Source organism: Micromonospora sp. NPDC007271, from assembly GCF_040634005.1.
GTDB lineage: Bacteria > Actinomycetota > Actinomycetes > Mycobacteriales > Micromonosporaceae > Micromonospora.
In genome coordinates, this window is the sequence record NZ_JBEYER010000028.1 from 38,770 (window position 1) to 52,264 (window position 13,495).

Sequence of the window (13,495 nt, forward strand, 5' to 3'; positions counted from 1 at the left end):
CGCGGAGGACGGTCAGGCGATGTCCCGCTTGCGCATCGCCCAGAATGCGGCGGCCACGACCGCCGCGACGCCCAGGCCGAACACCAGGGCCGAGTCCTGCCAGGTGATGAACAGCTCCGCCGGACGGCACTCACCCTGGGCGAAATCGCACGCCCGATGGTCGAACAGCTGCACCTGCTTCATGAACCAGGCCTGCGCGTACGTGGAGAGCACGTACCGGTCACCGAACGGGATCGCGAGCACGCCGACCGCGATACGGACGGCGACCTCGCTGATCCCGAAGACCGCCACGACCGCGCCGAGCGCCATCGCGGTGTGCCGGCCCAGCGAGGCGAGCGCGAAGGCGACCGCGCCGACCGCCAGGACGAGCCCGACCGCCCGCAGGCCGTCCAGCCCGATCGACTGCCAGGCCCCGGCGGTCATCTTCGCGGTGCTCCCCCGGTAGGTGCCGATGAGCCAGAAGGCCAGCGTCCAGAGCGCGCCGAGCACGAGGCTCACCCCGAGCACCGTGGTGAGCACGGCGGCCAGCTTGGTACCGAGCACGGCGAGCCGTTTCGGCCGCCAGAGCAGCAGGTTCATCATCCCGCCGGTGGCCCATTCGGCCCCGATGAAGGAGGCGCCGACGAGGAACGCGAAGAGCCCGACCGCACCGGCGAACACGGCGATGAACATCGGGAACTCGCCCCGGAAGTCGAACTGGTAGGGAAGGTTCCACTTCGGGTCGAACATCTCCGGCTGCGGCGGCCAGTCACGGCCGCAGTTCGGTCCGAAGCGCTGCTCGATGTCCTGGTCGCCGCGGGCCTGGGCGGCGTCGCAGTCGGCGACGCTCTTCTTCCAGCTCTCCATCGCGGTGCGGTACTGGGCGTCGGCCTCCGCCTGCGCCGCCGCGACGACCTCCTTCGACAGCTTGTGGCTGGAGAGGCTGAACGCGGTGGCCACGCCGGCCAGCCCGAGCACCAGCAGGACCAGCAGCAGCCGGGTGAGCCGGCGCTTGGCGAGCCGCCGCAGTTCCGTCACGTAGAGGCTCATGCGCCCCAACCTCCTCCGGCGCCGGAGCCCGGCTCACCGACCTTCATGGACTGGTCGACCTGCCGGTGCTGGCCGGGTACCGGCGCGGTGCCGGTCAGGTCGAGGAAGACGCTCTCCAGGTCGGCCGCGACCGGAGCCAGCTCGCTGACGTACAGGCCCTGCTCGGCGAGGAGGCGGCTGACCGTGGCCGGCTTGTCGACGCCGCCGAGCATCAGGTGGTCCGGCTGCGTGGTGGTGACCCGGATCCCGGCGCGGGTGAGCAGGTCCGCGGCCTGCGGCAGGTCGGTGACCGCCTCCAGCCGGACCCGTACGGCGCCCTGGGAGTGCGCGGCGAGCACCTGCTCGACCGGGCCGAACGCGACCCGCCGGCCGAGCGAGATGATGGTGACCGAGTCGCAGATGACCTGGATCTCGCCGAGGATGTGGCTGGAGAGCACCACGGTCATGCCCGAGGCGGCGAGGTCCCGCATCAGGGTACGCATCTCCCGGATGCCGCCCGGGTCGAGGCCGTTCGCGGGCTCGTCGAGGATCAGCAGCTTCGGGTTCTTGAGCAGCGCGGAGGCGACCGCGAGCCGCTGCTTCATGCCCAGCGAGTAGGTCTTCACCCGCTCGCCGGCCCGTTCCCGGAGCCCGACCAGCTCCAGCACCTCGTCGACCCGCTGCCGCGGCAGCTCCCCGGCCTGGGCCAGCAGGCCGAGCGTGTCCCGGGCGGAGAAGTGCGGAAAGAACTGCGGGCTCTCCACGATGGCCCCGACCTGTCCGGCGACGGCCGGCAGCGCCTGCGGCAGCTCGTGGCCGAGGATGGCCATCCGGCCACCGTTGGGCCGGATGAGGCCGAGCAGCGTGCGCAGCGTGGTGGTCTTGCCCGAGCCGTTCGGGCCGAGGAAGCCGTGCACCTGCCCGGCCTCGACCCGCATGTCGAAGCCGTCGAGCGCGTGTCGTGTCCCGCGCTTACGACTCCGGTACGTCTTGCGGAGACCCTCGATCTCCAGGACAGCTGACAAGCTGACCTCCCCCGATGAAGTAAGTGACAGCGACACCATACGCGGTATGCAGACGGAGGCAATACCAGGTATGCACATACGCGCCGATCGAGCTGTCAGGAGGGGGCCCTTCCTATACCGGAGGCGTTAACAGGGGGCCCTTCCTTGCGCCTCAGGCGCAGATGACCTGTACGCCGGCGTCGCGGAACGCCTGCACCACCGCCGGGGCCGCGCCGGAGTCGGTGACCAGCGTCTCCACCCGGTCCACCGGGCAGATCCGGGCGAAGGCGTGACCGCCCAGCTTGGACGAGTCGGCGATCACCACCACCCGCTTCGCCCGGGCCACCATCAGGCTGTTCATCGCCGCCTCGCCCTCGTGGTGGGCGGCGGCGCCGAGCTGCGGGTCGATCGCGTCCACGCCGAGCAGCGCGACGTCCAGGGTCACCTCGCGCAGCAGCGCCCCGCCCAGCGGGCCGACCAGCTCGAACGACTTGGGCCGGACCACGCCGCCGGCGACCACCACCTTCATCCGCGAGCGCACCAGCAGCTCGTTGGCGATGTTCAGGGCGTTGGTGACCACGGTGAGCTGGGCGCCCTCGGCGCTGGTGTTGAGATCCGGCCGGACGGCCAGGGCCCGAGCCACCTCGGTGCTGGTGGTGCCGCCGTTCAGGCCGACCACGGTGCCCGGGGAGACCAGCGCGGCGGCAGCCGCCCCGATCCGCTGCTTCTCGGCCGAGTGCTTGGCCGTCTTGTAGCGCAGCGGCAGGTCGTACGAGACGCCGTTGGCGACCGCCCCACCCCGGGTCCGCGTGATCATCTGCTGCTGGGCGAGCTGGTCGAAGTCACGCCGGATGGTGGCCTGGGAGACCCCCAGGCGCTCGGCCGCCTCCTCGACGCTGACCCGGCCACTGTCGGTCAGCATCTCGAGCAGGGCGTTCCATCGGGCGTACCGGTCCACCGCGGGGGCCTCCACTGACTCTGCACGAACCGTGATTGGTTGCGTGCACACTAGTGCGCGAAACTGGCAGGCGCAAAACCCTGGCCTGCGCAATCCGGGAGCTGGTTGCCACATCCACCAAACTTCGCGCAGAATAACGCGCGAAAGGTGGCCATAACGCGCCGTATTGCGCAGGGCCGCCCCGTGGCGAGGAGTTGTCATGGCGTACGTGCACGCGGAGATCGCTAGCCAGCCCGACTGCTGGCGGGAGGCGGCACGGCTCGCCCCGACCGTCGTCGACCGCCTGCCGCGCCCCGGCGAGCGGGTCGCCGTCGTCGGTTGCGGCACGTCGTGGTTCATGGCCATGGCGTACGCCGGGCTGCGCGAGCGCGCCGGCCAGGGCGAGACGGACGCCTTCCAGGCCAGCGAGTTCCCCATCGGCCGCCGCTACGACCGGCTCATCGCCATCACCCGCTCCGGCACCACCACGGAGGTGCTGGATCTGCTCGCCGCGCTGCGCGGCCAGGTCCCGACCACGGTCCTGGTCGGCGACCCGGCCTCCCCGGCGGTCGAGCTGGCCGGGTCCGCGGTGACCCTGCCCTTCGCCGACGAGCGCTCGGTCGTGCAGACCCGGTTCGCCACCACCGCGCTCGCCCTGCTCCGCGCCCACCTCGGCGACGACCTGGGCCGGCTGGCCGCCGACGCCGAGGTGGCCGTCCGGGCCCCGCTGCCGATCGACCCGGCCACCATCGAGCAGGTCACCTTCCTCGGGTGCGGCTGGACCGTCGGGCTGGCCCAGGAAGCCGCGCTGAAGTGCCGCGAGGCGGCCACCTTCTGGGCCGAGGCGTACCCGGCGATGGACTACCGGCACGGGCCGATCTCGATCGCCGCCCCCGGCCGGCTGGTCTGGGCGTTCGGCGGGATCCCCGACGGGCTGCCCGAGGACGTCTCCGCCACCGGCGCCGCCTTCGTGCACAGCCGCACCCATGGCTCGCGCACGGTGCTGACCAAGTGGGCGGCCGGGCGTACCCCGGTGGATCCGATGGCCGACCTGATCCTCGCCCAGCGCTTCGCCGTCGCGCTGGCCACCAGCCGCGGCCTCGACCCGGACGCGCCCCGGCACCTGACCCGCTCCGTGGTCCTCGCGTGAGTTCAGGCGACGAGGTCGTCGTCGCGCTGGACGTGGGCGGCACCGGGATGAAGTGCGCCCTGGTGCGCCCGGACGGCACGACCGTGCACGCCGAACGGCACGCCACCGAGGCGGCGCGTGGCCCGGAGGCGGTGGTCGACACGATCCTCGACGTCGCCGACGGGCTGGCCGGCAAGGCCCGCGCCGAAGGGCTGGCCCCGGTGGCCTGCGGGATCGCCGTACCGGGGGTGGTCGACGAGGCCCGCGGGGTCGCGGTCTGGTCGGCGAACGTGGGCTTCCGGGACGTACCGCTGCGGGAGCTGGCGCGCCGGCGGCTCGGGCTGCCGACGGCGCTCGGCCACGACGTGCGGGTGGGCGGCCTGGCCGAGGCCCGGCTCGGCGCCGGGCGCGACGCCGGCCACGTGCTCTTCGTCGCGATCGGCACCGGCATCGCCGCCGCCCACGTGGTCGACGGGTCGGCCGCCGCCGGCGCGCACGGCGCCGCCGGCGAGATCGGCCACATCCTGGTACGCCCCGAGGGCCCGCGCTGCGGCTGCGGCCGCCCCGGCTGCCTGGAGGCGATCGCATCCGCCTCGGCGATCGGCCGCCGGTACGCCCAGCTGGCCGGCGCCCCGGCGACCGCCGCCGACGTGGCGGACCGGGCGGCCGGCGGCGAACCGCTGGCCGCCCGGGTCTGGCGGGAGGCCGTCGAGGCGCTCGCCGACGGCTTGGCCACCGGGCAGGCGCTCTTCGACGTCGAGACGATCGTGATCGGCGGCGGGTTGGCCCAGGCCGGCCCCCGGCTGTTCGACCCGCTGCGCGCGGCACTGCACGCCCGGCTGACCTTCCACCGGGAGCCGCGCCTGGTGGCGGCGGCCCTCGGCGACGAGGCCGGCTGCGTCGGCGCCGCCCTGCTCGCCCTGGACGCCCTGGAGGAGGAGACCGGATGACCCTGCGCGTGACCGGCAAGGTGGTGACCCCGACCGGCGTGATCCGGCAGGGCTGCGTGGAGATCACGAATGGCCGGATCAGGGCGGTCGCCGAGTACCCGTCGGTGCGCGACGGGCACTGGATCCTGCCGGGCTTCGTGGACATGCACACCCATGGCGGCGGCGGGCACACCTTCACCACCGGCGACGCCGGATCGGCCCGTGAGGCGGCCGCCTTCCACCTGCGGCACGGCACCACGACCCTGCTGGCGAGCCTGGTCAGCTCGCCGTTCCCGCTGATGCGGGACGCCACCACGGCCTTCCGGCCGCTGGTGGAGTCGGGCGTGCTGGCCGGGGTCCACTTCGAGGGGCCGTACCTGTCGGCGGACCGCTGCGGCGCGCAGAACCCGGAGTTCCTCCGCGACCCGTCCGTCGACGAGCTGACCGAGCTGATCGAGCTGGGCGGCGGCGCGGTGCGGATGGTCACGCTGGCCCCCGAGCGGGACGGCGCGCTGGACGCGATCAAGCTGCTCGTCTCGCGCGGCGTGGTGGCGGCGGTCGGGCACACCGACGCCACCTGGGAGCAGACCCGGGCCGCCGTGGCGGCCGGGGCCAGCGTCGGCACTCACCTGTTCAACGGGATGCGCCCGGTCCACCACCGGGAGCCCGGGCCGGTGGTGGCCCTGCTCGACGCCCCGAACGTGGTCTGCGAACTGGTCGCCGACGGGGTGCACCTGCACGACGGCATGCTCTCCTTCGCCACCTCGGTGGCCGGTCCGGAGCGGGCCGCCCTGATCACCGACGCGATGGCCGCCGCCGGCATGCCCGACGGCGAGTACGAGCTGGGCGGCCAGGCCGTCACCGTGGCCGGCGGGGTGGCCCGGCTGAGCCGGGACGGCGCCATCGCCGGCAGCACGCTGACCATGGACGCCGCCCTGCGGCACGCCGTCGCGGCGGGGGTCGCGCTGCCCGACGCCTGCCGGATGGTCGCCACCACCCCGGCCCGGGCGATCGGCCTGGGCGACCGGGTCGGAGCGCTCCAGCCCGGCCTCCGGGCCGACCTCGTCGTGCTCGACGACGACCTGAACGTCGTCCGGGTGATGCGCGGCGGCGACTGGGTGGAGTAAGCCCGGCTGCCGGGCTGCGGGCTGCGGGCTGCGGGCTGCGGGTTGCGACGACCCGTCGCCGCCTTTGGAGCTGACATCACCGGCGACTCGCCGCCGTCCGGCGTGAATCGTTTGCGACATCAGCTCGAAAGGCGGCGAGCAACCATGTCTTCCTCATGACGCCCGACGCCGAGCACGGCCTGCTCGTCCGGGCGGTGCACCAGCACATCGGCCAGGTAGGACTGCACCGCGTGGCGCATGCCCACGTCCCGGCCGGCCCGTTCGGACAGCAGCCACTTGTGCTCGATGATCTGGGTGAAGAGCTCCTGCGGCTCCAGCTTGCTGCGCAGGTGCGCCGGCACCGCCCGGACCACCGGTTCGAACACCTCGGTCAGCCAGCGGTGCGCCGCCTGGTGCTCGTCGATGAGGTCGCTCTCCGTCCGGTACGCGTCCAGGTCGTTGAGGAGCTTGCGGGCCTGGTTCTCCTCGGCGTCCAGACCGGTGAGGCGGAGCAGCCGACGGGTGTGGTAGCCGACGTCGACCACCTTGGGCCGGACCAGGTACCGCGCGTTGTCGGCGGTGGACATGGCCACCTCGGCGACGTCGAAGCCCAACTCGTTGAGGCGGCGGATCCGCCGCTCGATGTCGTGCCGGGCGTCCCGCTCGACCTGCTGCTCGTAGGTGATCTCGTGCCAGAGCCGCTCGTACCGCTGCACGACCTCCTCGCAGACCACCTCCGGGTCGATCGACTCGTGCAGCAGCCCGGCGGCCTGCAGGTCCAGCGCCTCACCGAAGATGTTCACCCGGGCGATCTCCAGGTCCTCGCCGCGCTGGCCGTTGGAGAGCGAGCGGTGCAACGCCCCGGTCTCGGCGTCCACCAGGTAGGCGGCGAACGCGCCGGCGTCCCGCCGGAACAGCGTGTTGGACAGCGAGCAGTCGCCCCAGAAGAAGCCGGTCAGATGCATCCGGACCAGCAGCACCGCCAGCGCGTCGAGCAGCCGGTTCATGGTCTCCGGCCGCAGCGTCCGGGAGAAGAGCGCCCGGTACGGCAGCGAGAACTGGAGATGCCGGGTGATCAGCACCGGATCCAGCGGCCGGCCGTCGTCGGTCTGCCGGTCGGCCACGATCGCGATCGCCTCGACCGACGGGAAGTCGATCCGTTCCAGGGCTCGGAGCAGGTCGTACTCCCGCTCGGCCACCCGTTCCCCGGTCTCCTTCACCGCGTAGACGTAGTCGCCGAGGCGGACGAAGCGCACGATGTGCCGCGAAATGCCCTGCGGCAGCGCGACCAGATGCTCGGCCGGCCACTCGTCCAGCGGGGTCGACCAGGGCAGGTCGAGCAGTGCCGGGTCGACGAGGGCCGAGGTGATCCGCACGGGGACAAGTCTGACGGGTGACCCGGCGAAGCGCTTCCCATCGTGGGCCGGCACACAGCCGCCGGACGCCCGCGCCCGGCCCGGCGCCGGCGGCGGCCGGTAGCGTGGTCGCGTGCGGGAGACCACGGGAGTACGCGAGAAGCTGCGGCTCCGGCCCGTCCGGCCGGCCGGCTGGTGGTTCGACGGGCTGCTGCTCGCCATCCTGGTGGGCCTGACCGCGGCCCTCGCCACCGGGCACCTCTTCGGCCTCGACCGGGCGGTCGCCGACTGGGCCGCGGAGCACCGTCCGACCGCCGCCCGGTGGGCCGCGATGATCCTGAACTTCCTGGGCCAGGGCACCCCGCTGACGCTGCTCGCGGCCGGGCTGGGCGTGCTGGTGGCGGTCCGGCTCCGCTCGGTCCGCCCGGTGCTGCCGCCGGTGGCCGCGTTCGTGCTGACGTACCTGACGATCGGGCCGTTGAAGGTGTGGACCGCCCGGCCGGCGCCCAGCGCCAGCACCAGGGAACCATTTCTGCCGCCCGACCAGACGTTGCCGCTGTTCCAGCACGACCTGCCGGTACGCTTCGCCCAGTCGTACCCGTCCGGGCACGTGGCCAACGCGATCGTCTGGTACGGCGTGCTCGCCCTGCTCCTGGCCCCGCTGCTGCACACCTTCGGCCGCGCCGTCCCGCCCCGGCTGGTCGCCGTGATCCGGGTACTGCCGCCGCTGATCGTGTTGGCCACGACGATCTACCTCGGCTGGCACTGGCTGACCGACTCGGTCGCCGGCCTGCTCCTCGGCCTGCTGCTGGACCGGCTGCTGCACCGGGTGCCCTGGGACGGCCTGCCGTTGCCCGCCGCGCTGCGCGGGTGGAATCGTCCATTCATCTCGTCCCCGTAGCCTGCGCCCATGGTGGAACTGGCGCGGCGGCTGGCCGTACCCGACGCGGTGGTCCTCGGCCTCGGGTCGATGCTCGGCGCGGGCGTCTTCGTGGTCTTCGCCCCCGCCGCGGCGGCGGCCGGCGGCCTGGGCCTGCTGATCGCGGTGGCCCTGGGCGGCTTCATCGCCTACTGCAACGCCACCAGCTCGGCCCGGCTCGCCGCCCGCTACCCGGAGTCCGGCGGCACCTACGTCTACGGCCGGGAACGGCTGCACCCGTTCACCGGGTTCCTCGCCGGCTGGGGGTTCGTGGTCGGCAAGACGGCGAGCTGCGCGGCGATGGCGCTGACCATCGGGGCGTACCTCTGGCCGGGGCGGGCGCGGCTCGTCGCGGTCCTCGCGGTGGTGGCGGTGACCGCGGTGAACCTGCGCGGCATCGGCAAGACGGCGACCGCCACCCGGGTGCTGGTCGGCCTCACCCTCGCGGTGCTCGCCGTGGTGGCGGTCAGCGGCGCACCGCACGTCGCGTTCGACCGGCTGGACGGTCTCCCCGGTGCCGACGGCCGGGGCGTGCTCACCGCCGCCGGCCTGCTCTTCTTCGCCTTCGCCGGGTACGCCCGGATCGCCACCCTCGGCGAGGAGGTCCGTGATCCGCAGCGGACCATCCCGCGCGCCGTGCCGCTGGCGCTCGGCATCGTGCTGGCCGTCTACCTGGTGCTGGCCGTGGTCGCGCTCGGCGTGCTGGGCGAGGAGCGGCTCGCCGCCTCCACCGCACCGCTGGTCGAGGTGGTCTCCGCCGCCGGGCTGCCCGGCCTGGCCTGGCTGGTCCGGGCCGGGGCGACCGTGGCGGTGACCGGAGTGCTGCTCTCCCTGATCGCCGGGGTCGGCCGGACCACCCTCGCGATGGCCCGTCGCCGCGACCTGCCCGGCGTGCTGGCCGCCGTGCACCCCCGCTTCCGGGTGCCGCACCGCGCCGAGCTGGCCGTGGCCGCCGTGGTGGTGGTCGTGGTGTCCGTGGGCGACATCCGGGGCGCGATCGGCTTCTCCAGCTGCACGGTGCTGGTCTACTACGCGATCGCCAACGCCTCCGCGCTCACCCTGGGCCGCGAGCCGGCCCGGAAGGTCCCGGTGCAGCTGCTGGCCACGCTGGGGCTGGTCGGCTGCCTGGTGCTGGCGGTGAGCCTGCCGCTGGCGAGCGTGATCGCCGGCTTCGGCGTACTCGCCCTCGGCGCCCTCGGGTACGCCCTGCGGCACGCCCTCGGCCGGGCCTGAACCCTCGTCACTCCTCGGGTTGTCGCGGGGACGGCGCCCCGGGCGGCTCGGACGGGACCGGGGTGGTCTCCCGGAGCAGGGCGGTCAGCCCGGCCCGCCGGGCCACCACGGTCAGCCGGTCCCCCGCCTGGATCACCATCCGCGGGTCGGCGGACCAGTCCGTGCGCTGCCCGGCCGGAGTGTGCGCGAGCAGGCGTACCTCGCCGGGGCGGGCCACCGCGCCGAGCGGGCGGCCGTCCAGCGGGGAGCCGGCCAGCACCGGCACCTCGGTGACCAGCAGCGCGTGCCGGTCGACCGGAATGGTGGCGACCACGGCACGGTCCAGCAGCGCCACCGCGAACGCGGGCGCAGCCAGGTACGACACGCTGCGCGAGATGCCGATGCCGAACGCCCGCTGGATCCGCTCCGCGAAGTCGCCGTCGAAGAGCCGGAGCACCACCCGCAGGCCGGGGTCGAGGCTGCGGGCGTTCAGCGCGGCCCGGAGGTTGGCGCCGTCGTCGGTGGAGACCACCACCAGCGCCTGGCAGGTCGCCACCGAGGCGGCCCGCAGTGTCTCCTCCTCGCCGGCGTCCCCCACGATCAGCGGTACGCCCAGCCGGTGCGCGAGCGCCGCGCCCCGGGCATCCGGATTCCGGTCGATGGCAACCACCTCAACCCCGAAGTCGTTCAGCTGGGCCATCACCCGGGTGCCGATGTTGCCCAGCCCGACGACCACCACGTGGCCGGACCGGTCGGGCTGGATCCGGCCATTGTGCAGGGCCAGCCGGGCGTTCACGATGCCGTCCACCACGGCGGCCGTGATCAGCGGGATCAGCGCCAGCCCGGCCAGGTTGAGCACCACCTGCATGATCTGGGCGGCGACCGTCTTGTCGACGTCCGGGTCCTCCCCGCTCAACGTGTCGACCAGGGTGAGGTAGAGCGCGTCGGACCAGTTCACGCTGGCGGCGCGGGCGTTCAGCCAGCCGAGCACGGCGATCACGCCGAGCAGCACCAGCACCGCCACGCCGATCTTGCGGGTGGCGAAGCTGCGGATCGCGCGGAGCAGCACCACCACGGGCTGGCGGCGTCGCCGGGCCCGGGCCAGCCGGCGGGCGGCCAGCTCCGTGCCGGCCGGCTGCCCGGTCGCCTCGGCCAGCACCACGTCGGCCGCCGCCTCGTCCGCGGGCAGCACCCGGACCAGCTCCGGGTCGGTGGTGACGGCGAGCCCGCAGACCACGTCCCGCGGGCGTACGTCGGCACGGCGGGCCACGTAGAGGGTGCGGCCGGCGTGCCGGAAGTGGGTGGGGGCCAGCTCGCCGAGCGCGGCGGCCACGAACGCCGGGGCGGCCATCGAGGCGTCGGAGAGCACCGCCGAGTCGGGGAAGAGCTGCCGGAGGCCGTTGGCGAGGCTGGTGTTGAACATCCGTACCACCAGGCGCAGCCGGGGCTCGACCTCCTGCGCGCAGAGCGCGGCGTGCATGTTGCCCACGTCGTCCTGGTGCAGCAGGGCCAGCCCGTCCGCGCCGGCCAGCCCGGCCCGGCGGAAGGTGGCCTCGTCGAGTCGGTCGGCCAGGACCACCTGGACACCCTCGACGTCCCGGCCGTCCGGCCCCTCGGAGCGGCGCCGCTCGGGCACCACCAGGGTGACCCGGACCCGCCCGGCCGGTGACTCGGTGGCGAGCAACGACCGGACCACCCAGTACGCCAGCGGGTCGGAGCCGCAGACCACGTAATGCGGGCGGGGGTCGCCGTTCATCCGGGGCCGCCAGCCGGCGGCGCGGCGCGCGCGCTCGCGCAGTGGCTCGGCCATGCCCGGATCGTATGCAAGCGTTCGCGGTACGCGCAGCCCCGTGATCGTGAACGCATGGTGTCCCCGAGTACGGGTAGAGGAGCGCCGTGCAGACCTTCCTCCCGTACCCGGACTTCCTGGCCAGCGCCCGGACGCTGGACCAGAAGCGGCTGGGCAGGCAGCGGGTGGAGACCATCCAGGTGCTGCGCGGGCTGACCTGGTCGACCTACGGCTGGCGCAACCACCCGGCGGTGAAGATGTGGGCCGGGTACGAGGAGGCGCTGACCCGGTACGGGCTGGACGTCTGCGCCGTCTGGTGCGAGCCGGGCCGGGCGGACACCTGCGCCGCCACCTTGACCACCGATCTCGCCACCGCCTGTGGGATCACGACCGTCCGCACCCAGGCCGAGCTGGCCGAGGCCGACGAGCGGCGGGGCGAGAGGGATTGAAATGCGTTGCCCGCCGTTTCGGCGGCGATCTACGGTGAGTGCGCAAGGTCAACCACCGCTCCGGGAGCCGTCGATGTCGCTGCCACACCGCGCCGCCGTGCCGTCGTGGCTGCTCAACGCCGGTTGCCGAGCCGAAGGTCCCCGCGTCGGGTGGCCCGACTGACGCCTATGCCCGTCAGCGCCACAGCCGCCCCGTCGCCACGGACCGGGCGGCTTTTTGCTGCCCCGCCACCGATCGTGAAGGGAGAGCCCGGTGGACGCCGTCCTCGTCATCAACGCCGACCTCGGCCCGCTGCACCGGGTCACCGTCCAGCACGCGATCCGGATGCTCTGCCGGCGGGTCGCCGAGATCCACGAGGCCGAGCCGGACCGGGTGATCGGGATCTTCCCGGTCCCCCGGGTGGTCCGCCTCGTCCGGTACGTCGTCACCCGCTGGCGGTTCAGCGCCGGCCCGGCCTGGTCCCGGGGCGGGGTGCTGCGCCGCGACGGCCACCGCTGCGCGTACTGCGGCGACCCGGCCAGCACCGTCGACCACATCCTGCCCCGCTCGCGCGGTGGCCGGAACACCTGGAAGAACACCACCGCCGCCTGCTACGAGTGCAACCAGCGCAAGGGCGACCGGACGCCGGCCGAGGCGGGCATGCCGCTGCGCCGGGAGCCGGTGACGCCGACCTGGGCCGCGCTCGCGGGGCGGTGACGGGCCGGCCGGCGGGCACAGGGGGCCGCGTCGGGGGTACGCCCCGGCGCGGCGCCCGCCGGCCCCGGGCCGTCCCCGGCCCGTCACCGGTGATGCCGCGGCTGCTCCGGTAGCCCCGGGGACTACCCGACCCGCGCGGTCGCGTACCCGAGCCGGCACCGGCCTTCCGCGGCGGTCAGCGGCCGGCGGGCGGCGTCCAGCCGAAGCGCGGCGGTCGGCGCTCGTTGGCCGCCGCCACGCCTTCCCGGGCCTCGCCGCTGGCCCGGACCTGGCCGTGCCACCAGGCGACCCGCGCGTCGTCGACGCGCCCGTCGATGATCTCCTTGGCCGCCGCGACGGTGAGCCGGGAGCGCTCGGCGATGGTGGCGGTCAGCGCCGTCACCCGGGCGGCCAGCGCCTCGGCCGACAGCACCTCGTCGACCAGGCCGATCCGCAGCGCCCGCTCGGCGTCGACCAGCTCGCCGGTGAAGAGCAGGTGCTTGGCGGCGGACGGGCCGACCAGCCGGGCCAGCCGGCGGGTGGTCGGCGCCGGATAGACCAGCCCCAACCGTGCCGGGGGTACGCCGAACCGGGCGTCCGCCGCGGCCAGCCGCAGGTCGCAGGCGACGGCGAGTTGGCATCCGCCGCCCACGCAGGCGCCCTCGATCGCGGCCACGGTGGGCTTGGCGAAGACCGCCAGCCGTTCCTCGGCGGCGACCGCGATGCTGTCGTCACCGGCCTCCAGCAGCTCGTCCAGGTCACCGAGGTCGGCGCCGGCACAGAACGTGCCGTCGGCGCCGGTGAGCACCAGCGCGTGCACCGCCGGGTCGGCCTCCAGGCCGTCGAGCAGCACCGGAAGCCGCCGCCACATGGCACTGGTCATCGCGTTGCGGCGGGCCGGGTTCCGGATCACCACGGTCGCCACCGGGCCGGTCACCGCGACGGTCAGCTCCGCGTCCGACATCTTTCCTCCTCCGCCGGT

Annotated in this window: 12 protein-coding genes and 1 pseudogene; 7 read left to right on the top strand and 6 right to left on the bottom strand. The window is 74.1% G+C overall.

Annotated features, from left to right (window positions below; translation table 11 throughout):
• Window positions 1-12: 12 nt before the first annotated feature.
• The 3 genes from ABZ570_RS12930 to ABZ570_RS12940 all read right to left on the bottom strand — a co-directional run bounded on the left by ABZ570_RS12930 (window position 13) and on the right by ABZ570_RS12940 (window position 2,970).
• Window positions 13-1,029 carry an ABC transporter permease subunit gene (locus tag ABZ570_RS12930; RefSeq protein WP_358061393.1) on the bottom strand — a complete coding sequence of 339 codons (1,017 nt, stop codon included), beginning with the start codon at window positions 1,027-1,029 and terminating at the stop codon, window positions 13-15.
• Window positions 1,026-2,033: an ATP-binding cassette domain-containing protein gene (locus tag ABZ570_RS12935; protein ID WP_358061396.1), complete on the bottom strand. Its 1,008-nt coding sequence runs from the start codon at window positions 2,031-2,033 to the stop codon at window positions 1,026-1,028. Before ABZ570_RS12935 ends, ABZ570_RS12930 begins: the two co-directional genes overlap by 4 nt.
• Window positions 2,034-2,184: 151 nt before the next feature.
• Complete coding sequence (locus tag ABZ570_RS12940) at window positions 2,185-2,970, bottom strand: DeoR/GlpR family DNA-binding transcription regulator (protein WP_358061476.1); 786 nt, start codon at window positions 2,968-2,970, stop codon at window positions 2,185-2,187.
• Between the two features lie 199 nt (window positions 2,971-3,169).
• On the opposite strand from ABZ570_RS12940, the gene ABZ570_RS12945 reads away from it, so the two are divergent.
• Genes ABZ570_RS12945 through nagA form a run of 3 tightly spaced genes read left to right on the top strand, consistent with a single transcriptional unit; the run spans window position 3,170 to window position 6,134 of the window.
• Window positions 3,170-4,099, top strand: coding sequence for a sugar isomerase (locus ABZ570_RS12945; RefSeq protein WP_358061399.1), 930 nt, complete (start codon window positions 3,170-3,172; stop codon window positions 4,097-4,099).
• The gene (locus ABZ570_RS12950; protein ID WP_358061401.1) at window positions 4,096-5,028 is read left to right on the top strand and encodes an ROK family protein; all 933 of its coding nucleotides are present in this window, start codon (window positions 4,096-4,098) and stop codon (window positions 5,026-5,028) included. Before ABZ570_RS12945 ends, ABZ570_RS12950 begins: the two co-directional genes overlap by 4 nt.
• Entirely contained in the window at window positions 5,025-6,134 is a 1,110-nt protein-coding gene (nagA, locus tag ABZ570_RS12955; RefSeq protein ID WP_358061404.1) for an N-acetylglucosamine-6-phosphate deacetylase, read from the top strand. Before ABZ570_RS12950 ends, nagA begins: the two co-directional genes overlap by 4 nt.
• A gap of 119 nt (window positions 6,135-6,253) precedes the next feature.
• On the opposite strand, the gene ABZ570_RS12960 is transcribed toward nagA, so the two are convergent.
• Complete coding sequence (locus tag ABZ570_RS12960) at window positions 6,254-7,489, bottom strand: DUF4032 domain-containing protein (RefSeq protein ID WP_358061407.1); 1,236 nt, start codon at window positions 7,487-7,489, stop codon at window positions 6,254-6,256.
• A gap of 142 nt (window positions 7,490-7,631) precedes the next feature.
• On the opposite strand from ABZ570_RS12960, the gene ABZ570_RS12965 reads away from it, so the two are divergent.
• Together ABZ570_RS12965 and ABZ570_RS12970 are read left to right on the top strand one after the other, a co-directional pair.
• Entirely contained in the window at window positions 7,632-8,369 is a 738-nt protein-coding gene (locus ABZ570_RS12965) for a phosphatase PAP2 family protein (RefSeq protein ID WP_358061479.1), read from the top strand.
• 9 nt (window positions 8,370-8,378) lie between these two features.
• On the top strand, window positions 8,379-9,620 hold the full coding sequence (locus tag ABZ570_RS12970) for an APC family permease (protein WP_358061410.1): 1,242 nt from the start codon (window positions 8,379-8,381) through the stop codon (window positions 9,618-9,620).
• A gap of 7 nt (window positions 9,621-9,627) precedes the next feature.
• Here the strand turns inward: ABZ570_RS12970 and ABZ570_RS12975 are convergent, their stop codons facing one another.
• Window positions 9,628-11,409, bottom strand: a complete 1,782-nt coding sequence (locus ABZ570_RS12975; protein WP_358061413.1) for an NAD-binding protein — start codon at window positions 11,407-11,409, stop codon at window positions 9,628-9,630.
• Window positions 11,410-11,495: 86 nt separating this feature from the next.
• On the opposite strand from ABZ570_RS12975, the pseudogene ABZ570_RS12980 reads away from it, so the two are divergent.
• Window positions 11,496-11,810 (top strand): annotated as a pseudogene (locus tag ABZ570_RS12980) (MSMEG_6728 family protein); the annotation flags it as partial.
• 280 nt (window positions 11,811-12,090) lie between these two features.
• Window positions 12,091-12,534: an HNH endonuclease gene (locus ABZ570_RS12985; RefSeq protein ID WP_358061416.1), complete on the top strand. Its 444-nt coding sequence runs from the start codon at window positions 12,091-12,093 to the stop codon at window positions 12,532-12,534.
• Between the two features lie 175 nt (window positions 12,535-12,709).
• Here ABZ570_RS12985 and ABZ570_RS12990 read toward each other — a convergent pair whose 3' ends face one another.
• Window positions 12,710-13,477: an enoyl-CoA hydratase/isomerase family protein gene (locus tag ABZ570_RS12990; protein WP_358061419.1), complete on the bottom strand. Its 768-nt coding sequence runs from the start codon at window positions 13,475-13,477 to the stop codon at window positions 12,710-12,712.
• Between the last annotated feature and the right edge of the window lie 18 nt (window positions 13,478-13,495).

Coding starts and splice junctions, on each gene's coding strand:
- ABZ570_RS12975 (WP_358061413.1), bottom strand. CDS start 11,409: ATGGCCGAGCCACTGCGCGAGCGCGCGCGCCGCGCCGCCGGCTGGCGG.
- ABZ570_RS12990 (WP_358061419.1), bottom strand. CDS start 13,477: ATGTCGGACGCGGAGCTGACCGTCGCGGTGACCGGCCCGGTGGCGACC.
- ABZ570_RS12930 (WP_358061393.1), bottom strand. CDS start 1,029: ATGAGCCTCTACGTGACGGAACTGCGGCGGCTCGCCAAGCGCCGGCTC.
- ABZ570_RS12970 (WP_358061410.1), top strand. CDS start 8,379: ATGGTGGAACTGGCGCGGCGGCTGGCCGTACCCGACGCGGTGGTCCTC.
- nagA (WP_358061404.1), top strand. CDS start 5,025: ATGACCCTGCGCGTGACCGGCAAGGTGGTGACCCCGACCGGCGTGATC.
- ABZ570_RS12945 (WP_358061399.1), top strand. CDS start 3,170: ATGGCGTACGTGCACGCGGAGATCGCTAGCCAGCCCGACTGCTGGCGG.